The organism is Rhodococcus sp. 05-340-2 (assembly GCF_002258915.1).
Taxonomy (GTDB): domain Bacteria; phylum Actinomycetota; class Actinomycetes; order Mycobacteriales; family Mycobacteriaceae; genus Rhodococcoides.
Genome location: NZ_NOYU01000043.1, coordinates 79,138 through 102,847 on the forward strand (window position 1 = coordinate 79,138; position 23,710 = coordinate 102,847).

Annotated in this window: 18 protein-coding genes; 6 read left to right on the forward strand and 12 right to left on the reverse strand. The window is 64.2% G+C overall.

Annotated elements, in window-relative coordinates; translation table 11 throughout:
* Positions 1-54 precede the first annotated feature (54 nt).
* Complete coding sequence (locus CH271_RS28090; RefSeq protein ID WP_037187689.1) at positions 55-798, forward strand: queuosine precursor transporter; 744 nt, start codon at positions 55-57, stop codon at positions 796-798.
* Here the strand turns inward: CH271_RS28090 and CH271_RS28095 are convergent.
* From CH271_RS28095 to CH271_RS28105, 3 genes are read right to left on the reverse strand one after another with little or no spacing between them, the layout of a single operon-like run.
* Positions 795-1,631 (reverse strand): PaaX family transcriptional regulator, encoded by an 837-nt coding sequence (locus CH271_RS28095; protein ID WP_094635728.1) that lies wholly within the window; start codon positions 1,629-1,631, stop codon positions 795-797. The genes CH271_RS28090 and CH271_RS28095 overlap by 4 nt on opposite strands.
* Positions 1,612-2,820 carry a kynureninase gene (locus tag CH271_RS28100; protein WP_094635765.1) on the reverse strand — a complete coding sequence of 403 codons (1,209 nt, stop codon included), beginning with the start codon at positions 2,818-2,820 and terminating at the stop codon, positions 1,612-1,614. The genes CH271_RS28095 and CH271_RS28100 overlap by 20 nt, the downstream gene beginning before the upstream one ends.
* Positions 2,820-3,674: a tryptophan 2,3-dioxygenase gene (locus CH271_RS28105; protein WP_094635729.1), complete on the reverse strand. Its 855-nt coding sequence runs from the start codon at positions 3,672-3,674 to the stop codon at positions 2,820-2,822. Before CH271_RS28105 ends, CH271_RS28100 begins: the two co-directional genes overlap by 1 nt.
* A 140-nt stretch (positions 3,675-3,814) precedes the next feature.
* Here CH271_RS28105 and CH271_RS28110 point away from each other — a divergent pair, with 140 nt between their 5' ends.
* Together CH271_RS28110 and CH271_RS28115 are read left to right on the forward strand one after the other, a co-directional pair.
* The gene (locus tag CH271_RS28110) at positions 3,815-4,192 is read left to right on the forward strand and encodes a BlaI/MecI/CopY family transcriptional regulator (protein ID WP_094635730.1); all 378 of its coding nucleotides are present in this window, start codon (positions 3,815-3,817) and stop codon (positions 4,190-4,192) included.
* A complete protein-coding gene (locus tag CH271_RS28115) occupies positions 4,189-5,070 on the forward strand; it encodes a M56 family metallopeptidase (RefSeq protein ID WP_094635731.1) in 882 nt (293 codons plus the stop codon). The genes CH271_RS28110 and CH271_RS28115 overlap by 4 nt, the downstream gene beginning before the upstream one ends.
* Positions 5,071-5,076: 6 nt before the next feature.
* Here CH271_RS28115 and CH271_RS28120 read toward each other — a convergent pair whose 3' ends face one another.
* The 4 genes from CH271_RS28120 to CH271_RS28135 form a co-directional block, all read right to left on the reverse strand.
* Positions 5,077-5,796: a VIT1/CCC1 transporter family protein gene (locus CH271_RS28120; RefSeq protein ID WP_037187678.1), complete on the reverse strand. Its 720-nt coding sequence runs from the start codon at positions 5,794-5,796 to the stop codon at positions 5,077-5,079.
* Positions 5,789-6,265 (reverse strand): DUF2231 domain-containing protein, encoded by a 477-nt coding sequence (locus tag CH271_RS28125; RefSeq protein WP_094635732.1) that lies wholly within the window; start codon positions 6,263-6,265, stop codon positions 5,789-5,791. The genes CH271_RS28120 and CH271_RS28125 overlap by 8 nt, the downstream gene beginning before the upstream one ends.
* 50 nt (positions 6,266-6,315) lie before the next feature.
* Positions 6,316-10,686 (reverse strand): amino acid adenylation domain-containing protein, encoded by a 4,371-nt coding sequence (locus CH271_RS28130; protein WP_256986584.1) that lies wholly within the window; start codon positions 10,684-10,686, stop codon positions 6,316-6,318.
* An 83-nt stretch (positions 10,687-10,769) separates the two neighbouring features.
* Entirely contained in the window at positions 10,770-11,777 is a 1,008-nt protein-coding gene (locus CH271_RS28135; protein WP_218828512.1) for a LacI family DNA-binding transcriptional regulator, read from the reverse strand.
* Positions 11,778-11,920: 143 nt separating this feature from the next.
* Here CH271_RS28135 and CH271_RS28140 point away from each other — a divergent pair, with 143 nt between their 5' ends.
* The 3 genes from CH271_RS28140 to CH271_RS28150 all read left to right on the forward strand — a co-directional run bounded on the left by CH271_RS28140 (position 11,921) and on the right by CH271_RS28150 (position 15,670).
* On the forward strand, positions 11,921-13,348 hold the full coding sequence (locus CH271_RS28140; protein ID WP_256986585.1) for a class-II fumarase/aspartase family protein: 1,428 nt from the start codon (positions 11,921-11,923) through the stop codon (positions 13,346-13,348).
* The gene (locus CH271_RS28145) at positions 13,345-14,895 is read left to right on the forward strand and encodes an SLC13 family permease (protein ID WP_094635735.1); all 1,551 of its coding nucleotides are present in this window, start codon (positions 13,345-13,347) and stop codon (positions 14,893-14,895) included. Before CH271_RS28140 ends, CH271_RS28145 begins: the two co-directional genes overlap by 4 nt.
* Before the next feature lie 88 nt (positions 14,896-14,983).
* On the forward strand, positions 14,984-15,670 hold the full coding sequence (locus CH271_RS28150; protein ID WP_256986586.1) for a pyridoxamine 5'-phosphate oxidase family protein: 687 nt from the start codon (positions 14,984-14,986) through the stop codon (positions 15,668-15,670).
* Here the strand turns inward: CH271_RS28150 and tgt are convergent.
* From tgt to CH271_RS28175, 5 genes are all read right to left on the reverse strand, one after another.
* Complete coding sequence (gene tgt / locus CH271_RS28155; protein WP_179274693.1) at positions 15,624-16,862, reverse strand: tRNA guanosine(34) transglycosylase Tgt; 1,239 nt, start codon at positions 16,860-16,862, stop codon at positions 15,624-15,626. The genes CH271_RS28150 and tgt overlap by 47 nt on opposite strands.
* An 87-nt stretch (positions 16,863-16,949) precedes the next feature.
* Positions 16,950-18,884 carry an ABC transporter ATP-binding protein gene (locus CH271_RS28160; protein ID WP_306437426.1) on the reverse strand — a complete coding sequence of 645 codons (1,935 nt, stop codon included), beginning with the start codon at positions 18,882-18,884 and terminating at the stop codon, positions 16,950-16,952.
* 8 nt (positions 18,885-18,892) lie between these two features.
* Positions 18,893-20,623, reverse strand: a complete 1,731-nt coding sequence (locus CH271_RS28165; protein WP_037187667.1) for an ABC transporter ATP-binding protein — start codon at positions 20,621-20,623, stop codon at positions 18,893-18,895.
* A 92-nt stretch (positions 20,624-20,715) separates the two neighbouring features.
* Positions 20,716-23,004, reverse strand: coding sequence for an MMPL family transporter (locus CH271_RS28170; protein WP_094635738.1), 2,289 nt, complete (start codon positions 23,002-23,004; stop codon positions 20,716-20,718).
* A gap of 2 nt (positions 23,005-23,006) precedes the next feature.
* Positions 23,007-23,684: an acyl-CoA-like ligand-binding transcription factor gene (locus CH271_RS28175; RefSeq protein WP_094635739.1), complete on the reverse strand. Its 678-nt coding sequence runs from the start codon at positions 23,682-23,684 to the stop codon at positions 23,007-23,009.
* Positions 23,685-23,710: the final 26 nt, after the last annotated feature.

Here is a 23,710-nt window from a genome sequence, read left to right on the forward strand (position 1 = left end):
GTATCCCTCACCCGGGATTCGCGCCCATCGTCGTCTCGGTGCTTGGATCGAGCAGTGACCACTACCGAACACACCGCCGCCAACGGCGGCACCGAGTCTGGGCAGGCCACGTTCGCTCACATCAGCCGGGGCTACTACCCCACCATCGTCGCTCTCTTCGTCGCGACGCTGCTGATCTCGAACGTGGCCGCCAGCAAAGGTGTCGCCTTCTTCGCCTCGTCCGACGTCATGCTCGGACCCTTCCAAATCCTGCCGATCAACACCGACGGGGCATTCTTCCTGTTCCCCCTCGCCTACATCCTCGGCGACGTCCTCAGCGAGGTCTACGGCTTCAAGGCCGCACGCCGCGCGATCTACCTCGGCTTCGGATCGTTGCTGCTCACCTCCGTGTGCTTCTGGATCGCCATCGAACTTCCCGCCGCCTCGTTCTACGAGAACCAAGAGGCCCTCGAAACCGTCGTCGGTGTTGTCCCCCGACTCGTCCTCGCCGGTCTCGCCGGCTATACCGTCGGGCAGCTGCTCAACTCCGTCGTCCTGGTCAAGATCAAGGAACGCACCAAGGAAAAGCACCTGTGGGCGCGACTGATCGGCTCGACCATCGTCGGCGAATTCTTCGACACCCTGATCTTCTGCTCCATCGCCGCCGGAGTCATCGGCATCACCACCTGGACCGACTTCATCAACTACGTCATCGTCGGATTCCTGTGGAAGACACTGGCCGAGGTCATCGTCATGCCGATCACGTACCGCGTCATCTCGTACATCAAGAAGCGCGAACCGTCGTACCAGAGCAGTTAGCTCGCGACCCATTCTCGACTGACCTCGAGGTAGCGCTCTCGCGCTGCCTCGAAGGTCGCGACGGCCCGGGTTCCCGGCCAGTCCTTCGGCGTCATGGACGGCGGAAGGCCCGGGTCGACGTAGGGAATGACGCGCCATTCGTCGAGCAACGGCACGAAAGTGACGAACGCGTCGCGGGGGTCCCCGGCCGGGACCTCGGAGTCGTAGGCGGCCAAGAATGCTCGATGCCGATCGGCGATGCCGGCCAGATCCCACCACTGCGCGGCGCTCTCACGCAGCGTGGTCGGCGGCGCGACCTCGGAGGCGACGAACGTCGTCACGTAGGGCGAGAGCTCCAACGCGTCGACGATGGCACCGGCCTCGTCCGCGAGATATTCGGGTGCGATCCACAGACCGGGTGAGACTGTGCCGCATCCTATTCCGGAGAGTCGACGCCTCAGTTGGTGGCGCGCGGCGCGTTGGGTCTCGGGGATGGTGAACGAGATGAGCCGAAACGGATCGCCGTCGGCCATCCGCCGGAACCCGAAGATCCGACCGTCGCCGCGCGCGAACATCGCGTCGGCCTGCTCGGTGATGCGATAGCCGGTGCGGCCGTCACGATTACTCGATTCGACGACGCCCTTCTTCTTCAACCTGGCCACCGCGATGCGCGTGCTCTCCGGTGGCACTCCGAGTGCGTCCATCCAGACCACAAAATCGGCGATGGCGAACCACCCTCCCAGAGGGCGAACGTAAGCCCCGAGCACGGTACGCACCAAGGAGGTGGCGCTTCCCGGGCGAGAGTCGAAGTCGTCGAGGATGGCCCCGGCAGTGCTAGGCGCGGAGTTCGTCACGGATCGCCACGATTCCCAGATACACCTCTCGGTACGAGGTACTCAGTGGGCTCAATCCCAGGCGAATACCCTGCGGCGCGCGGTAATCCGGGATGACGCCCTTCTCCCACAGGCGAGCGTTGATCGCCTTGAACTCGGGATGGTCGATGGTGATATGACCGCCGCGTCGATTCGAATCCTCGGGTGAGGCGATCTCCACCCCGAGCGGTATCAGCATCTCGCGGACGAGCTCGAGCGCGTATTCGGTGAGTGCGACGGACTTCGCGCGTATCGCGTCCATCCCCACCTCGGCGATCATCTCGATGGTGTCCTGCATCGCGATCATCCCGAACACCGACGGCGTGCCGCTGATGACGCGTCGAATACCCTGCGCCGGAACGTAACCCTGCGCCATCTCGAAGGGATCGGCGCGACCCATCCAGCCCCAGATAGGTTGGACGAAATCGCCCTGAAGATCACTGCGCACGTACGCGAAGGCCGGTGATCCGGGTCCTCCGTTGAGGTACTTGTACGTACATCCGACGGCCAGATCCACTCCCCAGGAATCGAGTTCGAGCGGTACCGACCCGACGGAGTGGCACACATCCAGCAGCATCAGCGCTCCGGCTGCGTGCGTGATGCGCGTCGTCTCGGCCACGTCGACGAGGAAGCCGGACCGGTAGGCGACGTGGGTGATCACCACCAAGGCGGTGTTCTCCCCCACCACCTCGGCGAGTTGTTCGGGTTCGATACCACTGCGGCGGTCCGTATCGATCCATCGCAGCGTCATATTCAACTCTGCTGCAATGCCTTCGAGCAAGTATCGGTCGGTCGGGAAGTTGTCGCGGTCGATGACGATCTCGGTGCGACCCGGCCGCATGGCGATCGCCGCCCGTGCCAGCTTGTACAGCAGTACCGTCGTCGAATCGCCAATCGTGGTCTGTCCGGACGCTGCCCCGAGGGTGGCGTGGGCCAGGGCGTCGCCGATGGTGACGGGGAGATCGAACCACTGCTCGTCCCAACCGCGGATGAGGCGTCCGCCCCAGGCCTGCGTCATGAAGGCATTGATGCGTACGACGCTTGCCTTGGTGGGCCGGCCCAGCGAGTTGCCGTCGAGATATGCGCTGATGGACGGGTCGTCACTGCCGAGGAATTTGTCGCGGTAGCTGCGGAGCGGGTCCTTGTTGTCGAGTTCGAGTGCGTGTTCCATCATCGGCCGATTTCCGTTCTCACAGCGAGCAATTCGGGAAAGAAGGTGAGTTCGAGCGCTTTCTGCAGAAATCCGACACCACTCGAGCCTCCGGTCCCGCTCTTCATTCCGATGGTACGGAGCACCGTCCGCATGTGCCGGAAGCGCCACAGCTGGAAGTTCTCCTCGAGATCGACGAACTCCTCGAAGGCTTCGTACACCGCCCAATGTTCGGTGTGATTCTCGTAGACGAACTTGATCAGCGGCATCAGATCCTCGTTGAACGTGTATGCCGCGGTGACATCGCGATCGAGCGCCGATGCCGGTACGTCGTACCCCTGACGCGCCAGCGACTGCCAGAAGGCGTCGTACAGGCTCGGCTCGTGCAGCAGCGTCGAAAGCAATTGATGCGCAGCCGGATCGGACTCGAAGACCGTCAGCATGCCCGCATTCTTGTTGCCGAGAACGAACTCCACGGCCCGGTACTGATGCGACTGGAAACCCGACGAGTTGCCGAGAAACCCACGGAACTGTGAGTACTCCGTCGGGGTGAGCGTGGCCAGGACGGACCACTGCTCGGTCAGCGTCTTCTGAATGCGCTTGACCCGGGCGACGCATTTGAGGGCGGTGCCGATGTCGTCGGCATCGAGAGCCGCCCGCGCGGCCAGCGTCTCGTGCAGCACCAGCTTGAGCCACAGTTCGGTGGTCTGGTGCTGAATGATGAACAGCAGTTCGTCGTGATGCTCGGGGGTGCTCACCGGCTTCTGGGCGCTGAGCAACGTGTCGAGGTCCAGGTACGCGCCGTAGCTCATACGGTCGCTGAAGTCGGTGACGACGGTCTTCTCTATCGCGCGAGTATTCGCTTCGACGCTCATGGCTGGTCCTCGTGGTGATGGGCTGATACCGACAGCGTATTACAGCATTGTGCCGTCCGCCAGTAATACGACATACATCGGTTTCGTGAAAGCCACCCGTCGCCTATCCTCGAAGTAACCGACCCGAGTGAGGAATCGCAGTGCGTAGAGCGTCCGGACAGTTGGAGGAGTCGATCCTCGAGTTGCTCGGCGAGCACACGGAACTCTCGGTGGCCCAGGCCCGCGAGCATCTGGACTCCGAGCTCGCCCACACCACTGTCATGACCGCGCTGGTGCGCCTGCACGGCAAAGGCCTCGTCGATCGCGAGCGGCGTGGGCGATCCTTCGTCTACACCCTCAATGCCCCGGTCGACGAGATCCCCGCACTCCGGGCCGCAATGCGGATGCGGACCGAACTCGGTGCCCGAGCCGAACGCGCAGACGTACTGGCCAGCTTCGTGGCCGCACTCGACCCCGAGGACGAGGCAACGCTGCGAGAACTTCTGGCCAAGTCGGACGCAGCCGAGCAACACCCATGACCCTGCTCCTGGTCGTCGCAGTCCTGCCCTGGGTGCTGTCACTGCTGCTGGGATTCGGAGCCGACCACATCGACCGTCGACTCAACCCGTCGACTGCCGTCGTCCTGTTGCCCATCCTGTCGATGGTCACCGCGTTTGCAGTCGCCGCATCCCTGGCCGCGGTTGCCGCGGTGCTGCTGGCGTCAGGTGAGCTTGCCTGGATGACGGTGGGAATCATCATCTCCGCGTGGATGTTCTGGCGCGTGGTCGAGGTCGCCCGCCATGTTCGACGCGTCGCCGTCGGCGCGTCGATCGCCTCCGAGTTCGGTGACGAGGCGCGGGCGACGGGCGGCATCGTCGTGGTCGACTCCGACGTTCCCGACGCTTTCGCCGTCCCCTCTGGCGGAGGTGCAGTCGTGATCACCACCGGCCTCGCGGAGGCTCTGTCGGACAACGAATTACGCGCCGTGGTCGAACACGAGCGCGCGCACCTACGGCATCGCCACAGCGTGTGGATCCAGATGTGTGAAATCGCGGCTCGGCTGGACCCTATTCTTCGGCCGGTGCCCCCGAAGGTCCGGCACGCCGCCGAACGTCAGGCCGACGAGAGCGCAGCGGCACTCGGCCGTCGAGATACGTTGTCTGCCATCGCCAGAACCGCCTTGCTGCGCAAACACCTCGACCATGGAACCCGCACTCTCGCCAGTACCGGCGGCGACGTCGTTCGCCGCGTGCAGGCCCTCAGCGAACCACCACGACACCGTCAGGATCGCGGAATCCTTGCGGCCGGACTGGTCCTGATCCTCGCGTTCACCGTGATCTCGGTGGCGTTGTTCGATGTCGTCCAAGATGTGGTGGCCCCCGAAACCGGAGAAGTCGCCACCTCGATCTTCCGCTGATCTCGGTCAAATGCCCGCGACGCCCGCCAGTTGGCCGATCGCGTAGGTGACCGCCATCGCGATCGCGCCACCGATCACGATTCGAGTCACCGCCGGGCGACTCGGAGCTCCACCGAGGCGCGCGCTGATGGTTCCGGTCAACGCCAGAGCGAGCAACACGACGACAAAGGTGACCGGAATACGTTGCGAAGCAGGCAGAAGCAGGATCGAGAGCAACGGCAGGAGCGCACCACTGATGAACGACACGGCCGACGACGCGGCTGCTTGCCACGGATTGGTCAACGCATCGGGGTCGATCCCCAACTCGATGTCCACGTGTGCGGCAAACGGATCGTGTTCGGTGAGTTCGCGAGCGACGGTCTGCGCGGTGTCGGCCGACAGGCCCTTGGCCTCGTAAAGCGCCGCGAGCTCGGCCAATTCCTGCTCGGGCTGCTCGTCGAGTTCTCGGCGTTCCTTGATCAACAGCGAACGCTCGGCGTCACGTTGTGTGCTCACCGATACGTACTCACCGAGTGCCATGGATACCGCTCCCGCGACAAGCCCCGCAACGCCTGCGGTCAGAAGCGACCCACGGTCGGTGGTGGCGGCAGCAACACCGACGACCAGACCGGCGGTGGACACGATGCCGTCGTTCGCACCGAGCACCCCGGCCCGCAACCAGTTCAGCCGACCGGACAGATCTCCGTGCGGTTCGTGCTCGTGCAGGCTCGGCTCGGGCTCACTCATCGCCGGCCGTCACCGATACGTCGTCCCACGCGGCGCGCGCGCCGGACTCTCCGATTCTGTACACCTGGACGATTGTGGTCGCTCCGATCACCACTGCCAAGACCACCACCGCGATCGACTGCCACCGCACGGGCGCGTTGCCGCGACGCTCACGCAGATGCAGGAACACGAGCGCCGCGGCGACGACGACAAGACCGACGGAAAAGAAGATCATCCAGTCGCCGATTTCGGCATGCTGTTCGACCGCAGCGGTCTCGGGGACGCGCTTCTCGAGCCACTCGCCCGCCTCGGTCGTCAACGGCGTCAACACCAACGTGAACACCGCCAGGGCTGCGATGAGCCACACGAGCCTGCTGCGCACCCCGGACCAGATACTTGCCGCGATGGCGAGCAGCGCGGTCAACGGTGCCAACACCACGATGAAGTGAACGAGCAGAATGTGGGCCGGTAGGCCGTTGAAGGTGGACATGCGTTCTCCCGCTGGCTTCGAAGTCGCGTGCACCTCACGCACCGCACATGCTACACACCATGTAGTAGTTGCGCCGACGGTTCGAGTGCTGCCAGGGATCGCCACGTCGAGTCGGGTTGTGCGACCATCGCATGCACGATCTGCTCGAGACGCTCCCCCAGCGCGACAACGGTATTCGCGTCGAACAGTGCTGTGGGATAGACGATATCGACCGCAGTCTCGATCGACTTACCTTCGCTGTGTCGATGTTCAGTGACGTGAAAATGGAGATCGCACTTGGCGATGTCGATCGGCCGCGGCGTGGTCTCGAAGCGAACATTCCCGACGTCGACGGTCGCGGCGCTGAAGACGTCCCACGACAGTGCGACCTGAAAGATCGGGTGCCGCGCCTCTACCGACTCGGCAGCGAGATCGGCGACGACGTCCTCGAACGGCACCGACGCATGGTCGAAGGCCCGTAATTCGCTGAACCGAGAGGCCTGCACGACGTCGTCGACGGTCGTTGCGGCTGCGATGTCCGTCCGGATCGCGACGGTGTTGGTGAAGGTACCGACGACCTGCTCGAGCCTCGGATCGTCGCGTCCGGCAACCGGGGTTCCGATAACGAGGTCGGTGCATTGCGTGGCCTCTACGAGCAGAATCAACAGCGCCGCACGAAGCACGGTGAATCGTCCTGTCCCGCAACGCTGTGCCAAATCGGCCATCCTTTCCGTCGCGTGTGCATCGAAACGAAGCGACGTGCGTGCGCCGGAGAAGTCCCACTCACGTGCCCGCGGGCGGTCCAACGGCAACTCGGCGCGGCTGGGGACACCCGCCAGTTCCGCGCGCCAGAACTCGATGTCGGCCGACACGTCGCGGTCAGCGGCCCAGACGCTGTAATCGGCGTACTGCAGGGGTAGTTCGGGCCACGACGGTGCGGTGCCGGCGATCCTGGCGTGATACGCCACTACGAAGTCCGACGCCAACAACCCCAGCGACCAACCGTCCGCTGCACTGTGGTGAACAGCGCACGCGAGTGCATGGCGATCGGGCGCTACCGCGAACAGGCGAGCCCGGATGGGGAACTCGGTGCGCATATCGAACGGTCTCTCGAGGGTGTACGTCACTGCGGCGTCATCGAAGTCGACAACGTCGAGATTCGGTGCCACCGCAGCAGAATCCGGCTCGACGACCTGAGCCGGAGCCCCATCGACATCCGGATAGCGCGTACGCAGCGTGCTGTGCCGATCGATCAGATCGGTCAAGGCCTGCGAGGCTGCCGCTGCGTGGAACTCCCCGGACATCGTGACCGTGAACGGCAGGTTGTACAGCGGTAGCCGAGCACTCCGATCGATGTGACGTTGCTGCGGAGCCAGCGGGATCGCCGCCACACCCTGCGACATACCTCGTTCGGGCCGCGGATTCTGCTGCAGCCCATCACAGCGACGTGTATCGATCCGCGCCGCCAAGGCCTGCACGGACGGGGCCTCGACGAGGTCTCGCACACCGATGTCCACCGATGCCTCGGCCCGCACCGCCGAGACGACTCTGGTCGCCGCCAGCGAGTCACCTCCGAGATCGAAGAACGACGCAGCGCAATCGATACCGTCCCTACCGAGGACGCGTACGAACGCTGCCGCCACCATCTCCTCGGTGGCACCGGACGGCTCGGTTGGAGCACCGGTCGTCGACGTGGTGAGGTCCGGCGCAGGAAGTGCGCCGCGATCGACCTTACGGTTGATCGTCAGCGGAATCTCGTCGAGAATCGAGATGGTCGCCGGCACCATGTGGGCAGGTAATCGCCCGGTGATTTCCTTGCGCATGCGCTCGGTGTCGAGCACGTGTTCGCTGTGGGCGGCCACGACGTAACCGTCGATACGCATGTCGCCAGTGTGGCTGCGGCGCAATGCCGATGACGCCGCGGCAACCTCCGGAAGCGCTCGCAGCGCTGCGTCGATCTCACCCAGTTCGACGCGATTTCCCCGGATCTTGATCTGATCGTCGGTGCGGCCGAGGAACTCCAGCGTGCCGTCGCAGCGCAGACGCGCCCGGTCTCCGCTGCGGAACATCCGAAGACCGTTGCTGCCGAACGGGTTCGCGACGAAGCGCCCCGCTGTGTCCTGGGTGCGGCCGAGATATCCGCGCGCAACGCCGGGCGTCTCGATGTAGATCTCGCCGACCGCACCCGACGGAACAGGCCGCAGCGTGTGATCGAGGAGGTGAATCACCGACCCGACCATGGCTCGCCCGATTCCGTCCGTGCTGCCCGGATGCAGTGGCGCGGTCATCGTGACACTGCAGGTCGTCTCGGTGGGGCCGTAGGCGTTGAGCAGTCGTCGACCCATCGACCAGCGGTCGACCGTATCCCGAGGGGCCGCTTCGCCGCCGATGATGATCGTCCCGACGCCCGCCAGAGCTGCGGGATCCAACGTGGCCAGAGCCGAGGGTGTGATCAGCAGATGTGTAATCGTCTGCTGAGCAATCAGTTCCGACAGTTCTGCGCCGCCGTAGCTGTCCGGCGGCGCGATGACCACTGCCGCACCTGCTGTCGCTGCGGCCAACACTTCGACTATGGCCGTGTCGAATCCGGGTGAGGCGAGGTGACAGACTCGGGACTCGACGTTCAGGTCGTAGCTGCTCCGAATCTGTTGCACCAGAGCGGCGATGCCATCGTGGGTCACGACGACGCCCTTGGGTGTGCCGGTGGAACCGGAGGTGTAGATGACGTACGCCGCCTGGTGCGGTGCTGTCGTCGCGGCAACGTTGCCGGAGTCTCCCTCTGCGATAACGGTATCGAGGTCCAACCCTTCGACCTCACCGCACTCGCTACCGCCCGTGCACAGGCTCAACACCGCCCCGCTGTCGCGCAGTACGAACTGCGCCCGCTCGCGGGGGTGATTCGGGTCGACCGGAACGTACACCGCGCCCACTCGTGCTATCGCCCAGAACGCGACGACCCCCTCGGCGGATCGGCCGACGCGAACGGCGACCCGGTCCTCTGCACCGATTCCTCGGGTAATCAAGGCGGATGCGAGTGTCGCGACTCTCGAGCCCAATTCTCCGTAGGTGATGGAGACTTCGGCGTCCTGGATTGCAATTCGATTGCTGTGCTGCGTGATTGCCGTCGAGAACACATCGTTCAGTGATCCCTGCTCCGTCACGGCCACGCCCACCGACGCGGGGTTCGTACGCGGTTCCTCCGGCAAGAACAGGTCGAGGTCTGCTACCGCGGTGTCCCCGCAACCGGACTCGGCAAAACGGTCGAGAAAGTGCAGGAACCGTCGGTGGTGGCGAGCGAGGTCGCTCGGCGTGTACGCGGCGGGGTTGGCCTCGAAGTCGATGCGCGGCCGCTCTCCACCTCGACCGGGGTAGATGTTGACGGCGAGGTCCGACACCGGGCCCGTGGTCAGAATGTCGATCTCACCGTCGAAGTCGCCGATGGCCACGGTGTTCGCGAACATCATCACGTTGATCGTCGGCCCGAAACGCCCATCGCGCAGGGCATGTCCACTCTCGGCCGCCGGCGGTCTGCTGCGCTGATGCCGCAGCACGGCCCCGATCGCCACCTCGGCCGACTTGACCACGCTGTTCACCGTCGCCGATCCGACGCCCGGCAACCGCAACGGCACCACATGCGACAACGACGATCCGGCCCGGCGCAGCAATGCTGTCGGCCGCGCAGAGACCGGCAACGACAGATCCACGTCGTCGGTGTCGTTCATGCGCGCCAGGTACGCGGCGAACGCTGCGATCACCACTGTCGAGGTCGCATGACTGGGACCGGCGAGGGAGATCGATCGATCCTCCCCGACGACGATCGGCACCGACGCAGGCTGAGCACTTCGGCCCCAGGGTGCGGCATGGCCCAGATCGGCGGATTCCCAATGCGCCCGATCGCGTCGCGCGCGGGCGGATGCGCGGTAGCGCTCGTCCTCGGCAAGGAGGGCAGCCGGTGAAGTGGGACTCATCGGCTCGGGCTCGACGCCACAAGACTCGGCCGCATACAGAGCCGCCGCCCGTTCGAGCACCTTCATCGAGGCATAGCCGTCGAGCGCGATGTGGTGGGCTCGGGTGTACCAGAAGACGCGATCGTCCCCGACGCGCAGAACCCGCAAGCGCACCAGCTGTCCGTCCATCGAGAAGGGCGTGCGGCAATCGTCGTCCATCCACCTCCTGGCGGCATCGGCCGGACGGTCGTGTCCGCGGAAATCGAGGATCTCTACCGCCTCGGTCTCCCGAGGCTCGAACCGCTGCATCGGAGTGCCGTCGACCTCGATGATTCGCATCGTCGACGACGAGAACTCTCGATGTGCCCTGCCGCCACAGGCGGCCAACGCGTCGACGTCGACGGCACCGACGATGTCGACGGAGTAGGCAATGGTGAAGGGCACGTCGGGCATGAACTGTTGGGCAATCCAGATGTCGGCCTGGGACGAACTCACAGGTAAGGCGTCGTCGAACATGCTGGTCCCCCCAGGGCGGCTCTATTACTACACAGTCGGTAGTAATAGGCTACCTCGCCGAATCAGCGGCCAGGTGTCGACGCCAAAGACTTCCGCAGGTGTACCTCGCCGCGCAGCCGGGTGATCTCGGGCCCCTGCAGCACCGCGTCCGTCTGCATTCGATCCAGCAACAGGGTCGCCGCCACCCGTCCCATCTCTGCCAACGGCGGTGCGTAGCATGCGATCGCAGGCGGAAACACCTGGTACCACTCGGGATCGCCGTGCGCGGCGACCGACAGCTCCGCCGGAATGTTCAGCTCGAGATCGGCACACCCATGCAGGACGCCGAGTGCGATACGACTGCTGGCTGCAACCACCATCGTCGGAAGGTCGTCACGAAGGGAATGGAGAGCCTGCCGACCCCACTTCGAGGAGAACTCTCCATCGAGAACGCGGACTCGGCCCCCTCTCCCCCCGTCCACCTGCAGTCCGGCATCCCGCGCAGCGGACATGAACCCACGCAGACGATCACGGCTCGTACTGTGCTCCGGATCCCCGGTCACAAACGCTATGTCGCGATGCCCGAGAGCCGTTGCCGCTTCGGCTAATTCGCGGATTCCAGTTTCGTCGTCGCTCACCACCGCGTCGCACTGGAGCACGTTGGATCGACGGTTGAGCTGAACGATCGGTATGCCCGCGGGCAGATTCCGGTCCGCATCGACCGGGACCTGCACGATACCGTCCACCCGATGGTCCAAGAGCGCCTTGATACCTCGATCCTCCGAGTCCGTATCGGGCCCGCTCGTCGCGACGACAAGCTGGAGGCCCGCATCGGCAAGAACGGCCTGGATGACCGAGGCGCTTTCGGTGTAGAACTCGTTCGCCATATCGGGGAGTAGCAAGCCGACAACCCCGGTGCGATTCTCACGCAGTGCGCGCGCGACCTTGTTGGGCCGATAGCCGAGTTCGTCGGCGGCGTCGACGATGCGTTGACGAGTAGCCGGATCGACGTAGCCGCGACCGCTCATTGCCCGTGATGCCGTACCGACGCCGACACCGGCGCGGAGAGCGACATCGCGCAGTTTGGCCACGCCGTCGAGCATAACCGCACTTGGACTGCCCGCAGAGCGTCGCCGACAGCGGGGATTGACAAATCCACCACTTCACCCCATATTGATATGGAACCGATTCCACATGACCTCGATCACATTCAATCGATCGAGTGTCGCCACTCATGTCGACCAAAGGACGCCGTATGGAAGCCGCCTCGTCGGGACCGTTCTCGATGCTCATGCACCTCGCAGGGGACCCCACCCAGATCGACATCTTTTCCGCCGATTCGTGCATCGAAGGATGGCTGGCGACCGAACGCGCACTGGCGATCGCCCAAGGAGAGCTCGGCATCATCACCGTCGAGGATTCTCGCGCGATTGCCGCCGCCGCGACGATCGACATCGTGGACAGGGACGAACTCTGGAAGTCGTCGAAGAACGTCGGCTACCCCATTCTGGGATTGGTACGGCAGATCAGCGCGCAGCTCCCCGCAGGCCCCGACGGACGAGTTCACTACGGTGCCACTACCCAGGACATCATGGACAGCGCACTGGCACTGCAACTCTCGCGCTCCATGACTGCTCTCGACGCACAGCTCGAGCAGTTCGGTGACGCACTGGCCGTGCTGGCACAAGAACACGCGTCCACGGTGATGCCGGGCCGAACCCACGCACAGCAGGCCGTCCCCACCACGTTCGGAGCCACGCTGTCCACGCTGCTCGGGCAGCTGACCCGCCATCGAACACGGTTGGCCGAGGCGCGGCCGCGCGTCGCGATGATCTCCATGTTCGGTGCGGGCGGCACCTCGGCCGCGTACGGGCCACAATCCGTCGCCGTACGACACCGGGTCGCGGAGCTGCTGGAACTGCACGACACCGACACACCCTGGCACGTCGAACGCGACGGGTTGGCGGAGTTCGGGTGGCTGTGTGCCACCATCGCGGGCGCGTGCGCCAAGCTCGCACGCAACGTCGTCGACCTGTCCCGTACCGAAATCGGTGAGGTGTTCGAGCCCTACTCGAGCCACCGTGGGGCGTCTTCGACCATGCCGCAGAAGGTGAATCCCATATCCTCCGAGGCGATCATCGGATTGTCCGGAACCGCAGCGGCACTTGCATCCACCCTGCCCCGGATCCAAGAGGCGGGACACGAGCGCAGTGCCGGAGAATGGCAGATCGAATGGCACGTCATTCCTCAGTTGGCCGTTCTCGCCGGCAGTGCCCTCTCGGAGGCGATCGTCATTGCCGAAGGTATGCGCGTCGACGCAGACCGTATGCGTGAGAACCTCGACCTCGACGGCGGACTCGTCATGGCCGAGGCCCACATGATCCATCTCGCCGACGCCATGGGCCGAGAGCACGCCCACGACCTGGTGTACGAAGCAGCTGCGCGCGCTCGATCGACTCGTCGCGTGCTCGCCGACACTCTGCCCGAAGTCGCCCGTGAAGCCGGGAAGGAATCGCTTCTGCCCGAGAAGCTCACCACTGCCGACGACTATCTCGGCGAGGCCGTCGGAATCGTCTCGAATGCTGTTCGTACCTGGCAGCAGCTCCCTGTCACCAGGCCCACGCTGACCCGTATCGACGACCTTGCACAGGTGACCTCATGACCATCGCACCCCACAGCACCACGGAAGAACCCGCAAAACTCGCCAGCGAAGAGCGCTTCGATCTGATCAGGGGCCGTATCGGCATGATCGGGGCTCCGATTCTGCTTCTCGGCATCCTGTTCGCCCCACTCGATCTACCGGGCAACCAACAATCGATGCTGGCCGTGCTCACCGTGGTGGTCCTGATGTGGATCACCGAGCCCGTTCCGATTCCCGTCACCGCACTGCTCGGTATCGCCGCGATGGTCGTCCTCGGAGTCGGCACACCGACCGAGGTGTACGGAGGATTCGGATCGGCGACGGTATTCCTGGTGATCGGTGCCTTCATCCTCGCCAGGGCCATGACCGTGCACGGACTCGACCGACGATTCGCCCTCAAGGTCCTGTCACTGCCCGGGGTCGGTAACAGTACGTACCGCACTGCCGGCGCGTTCGGACTGGTCGCTTGCATTCTGTCGATGTTCGTATCCGCCTCGGCCACAGCAGCAATGCTGCTGCCGATCGGAATCGGTGTCGTCAAGACCATCGGCGATCTCATCCAGAAGCAGAACCCCGACATCAAGACCAATCGAACCAAATTCTCCTGCCTGCTCATGTTGGCGATCGCGTACGGCGCAAGCGTCGGCTCGGTACTCACGCCGATCACCGGGATTGCCAACGTCATCGGACGCGGAACCATCGAGACGATGACCGGCTACAAGGTCGACCTCTTCGACTGGGTGTCCATGTCCGGCCCCTACCTGGTGGCCATGGCCGCAGTCATGTGGATTGCACTGATCATCGTCAATCGACCGGAAGTGAAAAAGATTCACGGAGGCCAGGAGTACTTCCGCGCACGGTACTCCGAGCTCGGTTCGATGACCGTTCCGGAGCGCAACGTTCTGATCGTCTTCGTCGGCACCGTGGTGCTGTGGATTCTGCCGTCACTCGTCACCACCTTCGGCGTCACCACGGCCGTCGTCACCAATGTCACCGACAACCTCAACGAGGGATCCGTCGTCATCCTCACTGCCTGCGTTCTGTTCTTCCTTCCTCGCGGAAACGGCTCGGGTGAGCCAACGTTGACGTGGAAGGAGGCGGCAGCAATCGATTGGGGCACTGTCGTTCTCGTCGGTGTCGGACTGACCATCGGTGCGATGATGAACAAGACCGGACTCGCGGCCACCCTCGGTGAAGGCCTGGCGGACCTGACCGGCGTCAACAGCACATGGATGCTCAGTCTGATCGCAATCGTCATCGCCCTGGTGATCTCGGAGACCACCAGCAACACCGCAAGTGTCGGAATCGTTGTCCCCATCATCATTCCGATTGCCATCGCGATCGGAGTGGACCCGATCATTCCCGCCATGGCGGGCGTCTTCGGCGCCAATGCCGGAGCCATGCTCCCGGTATCGACACCCCCGAATGCGATCGTCTACGGATCGGGCTTCATTCCCATGAAGCGCATGATCGGCACCGGTGTCTTCATCGACATCATCTGCATCCCGCTGATCTTCGTCACCGTTGTCGGAATCGGCACCCTTATCGGGCTGGGCCTCCCGGCCTGACCGACCGCCATCGACAACCGCGTCGACGTAGCCCCGCAGCAACGTCGCGGAGCTACGTCGACGCGGTGGTTGCCCTATGGTGAACCCCGTGCCGCAGAGCAACCACTATCACCATCTGATGTTCGGTCCTGCTGCGATTGCGCGGCAGAAGGTCGACGGCAGTTACACCGCCCACGGCTCACAGACCGAACGACCCGACGACGGTCCGACGCCTCTCGACACTCGCGAGAAGGCCATGATTCGCGCGCTGGATCAGTTTCAGATCGCCACTGTCGCCGAGACCGGTTGGCCCTACATCCAGTATCGAAGTGGACCGAAAGGCTTCCTGCAGGTTCTCGACGATCGCACGGTGGGCTTCGCCGACTTCGCCGGAAACCACCAGTACGTGACGGCGGCCAATCTCGATCACGATGATCGCGTCGCGCTGCTTCTGGTGAATTACCCTCTGCGCCAACGGCTCAAGCTCTACGGACGGGCACGTACCGTCGAGAAGGCCGACGACCCCGAGCTGCTGGACCGACTGCGGAAGATCGGCGACATGACCGTCGCGGCCAGGTGCGAACGCAGCGTCGTCATCGACGTCGAGGCATTCGACTGGAACTGCACTCGCAGCATCATCCCCCGCTACGACGCGGCCTACCTCGCGGAGCTGTCCGAGGTCTACCAGCGCAAGGCCGCCGAGCGCGAACAGGAGCTGCTACAGCGCATTTCGGAGCTCGAAGATCAGCTCACGCAGTCTTCGACGCATAGAAACGACCCAGGAACTCCGTCTTGAATTCCGCGAAGCGTCCCTGATCGATGGCGGCGCGAATGTCGTCGACGAGTTTGACGGTGAAGCGCTCGTTGTGGATGGTGCACAAGGTCGAGGCGAGCATTTCCTTGGCCTTGAACAGATGATGGATGTACGCGCGGGTGTAGTGCGCGCAGGTGTAGCAGTCGCAGTTCTCGTCGATCGGGGTGAAGTCGCGTCGATGCTTGGCGGTGTTGATGTTGAAGCGCCCCGTCGACACGTAGATCGCCGCATTGCGTGCCACGCGTGAGGGATTGACGCAGTCGAACGTGTCGGCACCGTTCTCGATGGCGGTGAAGAAGTCGTCCGGTTCACTGATGCCGAGCATGTGCCTCGGCTTGTGCTCGGGCAGTTCCTCGTTCACCCACCGAGTGATGGTGCCCAAGTTCTGCTTCTCGAGTGCACCGCCGATGCCGTAGCCGTCGAAACCGCGACCCGTCTCTCCGGTGATGGTCTCGAGATCGTGTGCGGCCTTGCGTCGTAGATCCTCGTACTGCGCGCCCTGCACCACCCCGAACAGCGCTTGATACGGCTTGTCGGCGCGTTCGATCGTGAGACGCTCGTGCTCGAGGACGCACCGCTTCGCCCACGCCTGCGTCCGATCGACCGACTTCTCCTGGTAGCCGCGGGTATTCATCAGCGTGGTCAGCTCGTCGAACGCGAACATGATGTCTGCTCCGAGGCGATGCTGAATCTGCATCGACACCTCGGGAGTGAACCGATGCTTGGAGCCGTCGAGATGGGACTTGAACGTCACCCCGTCGTCGTCGACGTGAGCCAGCCGTTCCTTGCCCTCGGCGATGACGTCGTCGGACTGCACGCGCGTGGCGTCCATCGAGATGACCTTCTTGAACCCAACACCGAGCGACATCACCTGGAAGCCGCCGCTGTCGGTGAACGTCGGCCCGTCCCAGTTCATGAACTTGCCCAGCCCACCTGCCTCGTCGACGATGTCCGAGCCCGGCTGCAGATACAGGTGGTACGCGTTGGCGAGCACAGCCTGCGCGCCGAGTTCCTTCATCGCCTCGGGCAGCACCGCTTTGACGGTCGCCTTGGTTCCCACCGCGATGAACGCGGGGGTGGCGATGTCACCGTGTGGGGTGTGGATGGTGCCGGTGCGGCCCAGCTCACCGTCGAGCCGGGTGCCGATATCGAAGCCGAAACTGGAGGAACTCACCACGTCAGTATGCGGCTTCGCTGCTTGTGAGTGGAAATTCGTAGCCCACTACGAGGCAGGAGTGGAGCCTGCGGAACGACCGGTGACTCAGCCGTGCACCTGCGGCGGAGCCGCTCCAGCCGCATTGAGGCGGAAGTACGCACCCCTGGCCGCGAGCAGTTCCTCGTGATTGCCCTGCTCGACGATGCTGCCATTCTCCATCACCACGATGGTGTCCGCGTCGCGGATGGTCGAAAGCCTATGTGCGATAACGAAGCTGGTGCGATCGGTGCGTAGCTTCGCGGTGGCCTTCTGCACCAGTAGCTCGGTTCGGGTGTCGACCGAGCTCGTGGCCTCGTCGAGGATGAGGATCAGCGGCTTGGCCAGGAAGGCACGGGCGATGGTGATGAGCTGCTTCTCACCGGCGCTGACGTTGTTGCCCTCCTCGTCGATGATCGTGTCGTAGCCGTCGGGCAACGAGTGCACGAAGCGGTCGACGTAACTGACGCGCGCGGCCTCGAGGATTTCTTCCTCGCTGGCACTCGGGTCGCCGTAGGCGATGTTGTCGCGAATGGTTCCGCCGAACAGCCAGGTGTCCTGCAGCACCATTCCGGTGCGAGCGCGTAGTTCTTCGCGGGTCATCTTCCTGGTGTCGACGCCGTCGAGGGTGATTCGGCCGGAATCGATCTCGTAGAACCGCATGATGAGGTTCACCAGGGTGGTCTTGCCCGCGCCGGTCGGTCCGACGATCGCGACCAGATGCCCGGGATCGGCAACCAGCGAGAGGTTCTCGATCAGCGGACGGTCGGCCGAGTAGCCGAACGAGACGTCCTCGAATTCGACGCGTCCTCGGCGCTCGGTGGGCCGCACCGCATCGGCCGGGTCGGCGTCCTCTTCCTCGGCGTCGAGTACCTCGAAGATGCGCTCGGCCGACGCGACACCCGACTGCACCAGGTTCACCATCGAACCCACCTGGGTGAGCGGCTGCGTGAACTGACGCGAGTACTGGATGAACGCCTGCACCTCACCCAGCGTGAGCGTGCCCGACGCGACCCGCAGCCCGCCGACCACGGCGATGACCACGTAGTTGATGTTCCCGAGAAACATGATGACGGGCATGATCATGCCCGAGATGAACTGCGCCCGGAAGCTCGACTGGAACAGCTTCTCGTTGCGCTCGCCGAACTCGCGTTCCACCTCTGCCTGACGACCGAAGGCCTTGACGATCTCGTGGCCCGTGTACGTCTCTTCGATCTGCGCGTTGAGCTTGCCGGTGTGCTTCCACTGCGCCACGAAGTGCGGCTGTGAACGCTTGGCGATGACGGCGGTCACCGCGAACGACGCCGGAATGGTCAGCACCGCAACGAGAGCCAGCAACGGCGAGATCCAGATCATGACGCCAAGGATGCCCAGCACGGTGAGAATGCCGGTGATCAACTGGCTGAGCGTCTGCTGCAGGCTCGTGGAGACGTTGTCGATGTCGTTGGTGACGCGGCTCAGTGTCTCACCGCGAGCATGATTGTCGAAGTACTTGAGCGGCAGTCGATGCACCTTCGCTTCGACGCTGCCGCGCAGCAACAGGATTCGACGCTGCAGCGCGATGTTGAGGATGTATCCCTGCGCCCAGGCCAGCACCGCAGAGAGCACATACAGAACCAGCACCCACAACAGCACGGTTCCCACTGCACCGAAGTCGATTCCGGCTCCGGGGGTCAGGTTCGTCCCGGACACCAGATCTGCGATGGAATCGTTCCCCTCCGCCCGGAGCTGGTCGATGGCCTGATCTCTGGTCTGACCCGGATCGAGCTCGCGGCCGACAACCCCGTTGAAGATGAGGTCCGTCGCGTGTCCGAGGACGCTGGGTGCTGCGACGGTCAGCACGGTGCTGGCGATACCGAATGCCAGCATCACCGACAGGAGCATTCGCTCGGGAGCGAGCAGGCCCACCAGACGCTTGAACGAACCCTTGAAGTTGCGGGCCTTGGTTCCCGGCTTCACAGTCTTGGAGACGGGGGCGATGTCCTCCTCTTCCGCCTTCTCCACCTGCGCGGTCACAGTGCACCCACTGCGTGCTGCGAGTCGACGATCTCCGCGTAGGTGGGGCAATCGGCCATCAATTGGTCGTGGGTACCCACACCTACCGGCTTTCCGTCGTCGAGTACGAGTATCTGATCGGCGTCGATGATCGTCGAGACGCGCTGGGCGACAACGATCATGCACGCATCTCGCGTCACTGCCTTCAGAGCCGCGCGCAGATTGGCGTCGGTGGTGAGGTCCAGCGCGGAGAACGAGTCGTCGAACAGATAGATGCTGGGTTTGCGCACCAGCGCGCGAGCGATGGCGAGGCGTTGCCGCTGACCGCCGGAGACCGTCGTACCGCCCTGTGCGACGGGCGTCTCCAATCCCTCGGGCATGGCGCGAACGAAGTCGGCTCCCTGGGCGATCTCGAGTGCCTCCCACAGTTCGTCGTCGGTGGCATCGGATTTGCCGTAGCGCAGGTTGCTCGCAATGGTGCCCGAGAACAGGTACGGCTTCTGCGGGATCAGACCGATCTCGGAACGCAGCAGGTCCAGATCGAGTTCGCGGATATCGACTCCGCCGACGCGTACCTCACCGCCGGTGACGTCGATGAGTCGCGGAATCAGGTTGACGAGAGTGGACTTTCCCGAGCCGGTGCCGCCGATGATGGCGGTGATCTTGCCTGCCTCGGCTGTGAGGTTCACCCCGCACAGCACCGGATATTCGGCTCCGGGGAAAGAGAATTCGGCGTTCACGAGCTCGACGGTTCCCGGCGACGACGCGAACGTCTTGGGCTCGCGGGGCAACACGACCGAGGATTCGGTGGCGAGTACCTCGCTGATGCGATCGGCGCACACCGACGCGCGGGGAACCATCATCGCGATGAACGAGGCCATCATCACCGACATGAGGATGAGCATGATGTAGCTCAGAAGTGCTGTGAGCGAGCCGATCTGCATCGTGCCCTCGTCGATCGCATGGCCGCCGAACCAGATGACGGCGACGCTGGTGACGTTGCTGATAAGCATGACCGTCGGGAACATCAGGGCCATGAGCCGTCCGACGCGCAGAGCGGTACCGGTGAGCGCGGCGTTGGCCGATCCGAAACGGTCGATCTCGAAATCCTCGCGAACGAACGCTCGCACCACGCGAATTCCGGTGATCTGCTCACGCAGAACACGATTGACGGCGTCGATCCGCTTCTGCATCGAGCGGAAGGCCGGCACCATCTTGATGATGATCAGGCCCATGGAGATCGCGAGCCCCGGCACCGCGATCATCAGGATCCAGGACAACCCGAGATCCTCGCGCAGCGACATCACGATGCCGCCGACGCACATGATCGGGGCCATCACCACGATGGTGAACCCCATGACGATCACCAACTGCACCTGCTGAACGTCGTTGGTGTTGCGGGTGATCAGCGACGGCGCGCCGAACTGGCCGACCTCACGGGCGGAGAACGTGCCGACGCGATGCAGGATGGCCCCACGCAGGTCGCGTCCGACACCCATGGCCGCGCGCGCACCGATGAACACCGCGGACACCGAGCTGATGATCTGCACTGCAGACACCAGCAACATCACTCCGCCGGCGGAGAGGATGTAGCCCGTGTCGCCGGTGGTGACGCCCTTGTCGATGATGTCGGCGTTGAGACTGGGCAGGAACAGTGCCGCCAGCGTGGCGACCAGTTGGAGCAGAATCAGCGCGACGATCGGCATCTTGTAGGGAGCCAGATACGTGCGCAGCAGGGGGATCAGCATGATGGCCGAAGATTACTCGTACACATGGATAACAGTCTCTCCGTTTTTCGAGTGTTGCGGGCAATCTTCGGCCGACCGGCTGCAGTCGAGAACTACGCGGACTTCTCCGGTGCAGTCTTCAGTTTGGCACCTTCGATGTCGACGTCCGGCAGAACCTTGTCCAGCCACTTCGGCAGCCACCAGGCCTTGTCGCCGAGCAGCGCCATCACGGACGGAATCAGCACCATGCGCACGACGAACGCGTCGAAGAACACGGCGGCGGCGAGCGCGAATCCGATGGACTTGATGAACGAGTCCGGCTCGGCGATGAATGCGGCGAACACCGAGATCATGATGATCGCTGCCGAGGTGACCACGCGTGCGCCGTACTTGAAGCCGTTGACGACGGCATCCTTGGCGGCGGCTCCGTGGACGAACTCCTCACGCATTCGCGAGACGAGGAACACCTGGTAGTCCATCGCCAGGCCGAACACGACACCGATCAGGAAGATCGGCATGAAGCTGACGATCGGCTGCGGGTTGGAGATCAGGCCGAGCCCACCCTCTTGGAAGATGAACACCGTGGCACCGAACGTGGCCAGCACGCTGAGCAGGAAGCCGAGTGTTGCGGTCAGCGGCACCAGGATGGAACGGAACACCAGCATCAGCAGCACGAATGCCAGGCCGACGACCACCGCCAGGTACGGAATCAACGCGTCCTGCAGTCGCTCGGAGACGTCCAGCTCGAGCGCCGTCTGGCCGGTGACGCCGTAGGAGACGCCGTCGCTGGCCACCACGCCCGGTTCGGCGTCACGCAGGTTCGCCACCAGGTTCTTGGTCTGCTCGCTGTTCGGCGAGGACGACGGGGTGACGAGGATCTGTGCGGTGTCACCGGCCGGGTTGACGGCGATGATCTGCGCGTTCGTGACGTCCGACTGACCGGTGATGGCCTCGACGACCTTGCCGAAAGAGGCAGTCCGATCGGCCTCGGCCACGTTCGACGCGTCGGCGATGACCAGCAGCGGTCCGTTGCGTCCCGGTCCGAAGCCCTCGTCGACGATGTCGTAGGCCTGACGCGCGGGCGTCGACGGGTCGGCGGTGGCGGTGGACGGCAGTGCCAACGACAGTCCTGTGGTCGGGCCTGCGATGACGCCGAGGAGGACGATGCCGCCGATGAGTCCGAGAGCGGGCTTCTTGACCAGGAAGCGGGCCCACCGGAGTCCGTTGGTGGGCTTGGCGTTCGGGTCTTCCGGGTCGGTGGTGTTGACGCCCTTGATCTTGCCTGCGAAGGCCTTGCCCTTGTAGAGGCCGAGCATGGCGGGCAGGAACGTCAGTGCGATAAGTACCGCGATGAACACCGCGAACCCGGCTGCCGCACCCATCTGGGACAGGAACGGGATGCCGACGACGCGCAGTGCGACGAGGGCGATGAGCACGGTCGCGCCGGCGAACACGACGGCCGAGCCTGCGGTTCCCACGGACCGCCCGACGGCCTCCTCGCGGTCGTCGGTGAGCGTCAACTCGTGTCGATAGCGGGCGAGGATGAACAGCGAGTAGTCGATGGCGACGGCCAGGCCGATCATGATGGCGAGAACCGGCGTGAACGACGACAGGTCGGCGAAGCCGGTTGCCGTGGTGATCGCCAGACTCGAGATACCGATGCCGACGATGGCAGTGATGAGCGGCAGGCTCGCGGCTGCTGCGGAGCCGAACATGATGAGCAGCACAACGGCGGCGACGGCCAGACCGACGAGCTCCGAGGTTCCGCCGGGCGAGACGTTCTCCTGCGCGACGGTACCGCCGAGCAGGACGGTCAGGCCGGCGTCACGGGCGGGCTGCGCGGCCTCGTCGAGTTCGGTGCGGATCTGGTCGGTGACGTCGGCGAGTTCGACGTTGATCGGCACGGTGACCGTGCCGACGTTGCCGTTGGGGCTCAGCGGTGACGTGGCAGCGGCGTCGGCGGCTACCTGGTCGGCCGGGGTGCCAGCCTCCGTCGCCGCTTCGGTGTACCGCTCGACGATCGACTGGTTGGCCGCGACCGGGTTGGCCAGTGCCGGAGCACCTTCCGCAGGCTTGGCTGCGTCGATCTTCTGGATCTCGGCAATGCTGGCATCGATGGCCGAGGTGTACTGCGGGGTGTCCAGCGTCTGCCCGTCCGGTGCCTGGAAGACGTATTCCGCGCTGACTGCGGTCAGCGGATCCTCTGCGGAGCCGAAGCGCTCGGACTGCAGATCCAACGCGGCCTGCGCGGGCGTGCCCGGGATGGAGAACGAGTTGACCGTCGGGCCGGACAGCGTCGCAGCGCCCACTCCGGCGAGAACCAGAATCGCCAGCCACAGTCCGAGGACGATGCCCTTGCGTCGGTACGCGAATCTTCCGATTCGGTAGAGATAGGTGGCCACTGTCAAGCTCCTCGGTTGGGTTCGGACGTGAGGGTGTTGGGTTCGGGAGTGGAGCCTGCGGAACGACCCTGAGGCTCGGGCAACCCGGCTCGGAGTTGATCGAAGGCGTCCTCGATGAGGGCCCTCGGCGTCGATGCGCCGGCGGAGTCGGTGACCCAGATGTTCAGTGCTGCCGTGACGGCACCACCGACGGCCATCTGGAGCAGGTTGGGGTAGAGGTCGGTGTCGATATCGGTGCCGGTTCGCTCGGCGATGGCTTCGCCGAGTTTGCGGGTCAGCGATTGGTGCATCTCGAGCTTGCGGGCCATCAGGGCGGGGTTGGCTTCGATCAGCCGCGCCGCCGCGAAGGTGTCGTCCAGATCCCGACCGGGGTCCGCGACGAGGTTGATTGCGATGTGCCGCAACGAGTCCCAGATGGGCTCGGTAGACGGCCTGGCGCGCAGCAGCTCGAACCATTCGAGGGCAGACACTTCGATGTGATGAAGAACTGCTTCTTCCTTGTTGGAGAAGTAGTTGTGGAACGTGCGGGTGGAGACTCCCGCTTCGTGCGCGATGGCGTCGGCGGTGACCGCGTCGAAGCCGTGCTCCTTACCCAGACGCACGGCGGCCATCCCGAGGGCGTCGCGGGTGGCGGCCTTCTTCAGATCGCGAAGGCCCGTCGGAGAGGTCACGCATACCAACCTACGGAACTTGCACGATCCTGCAA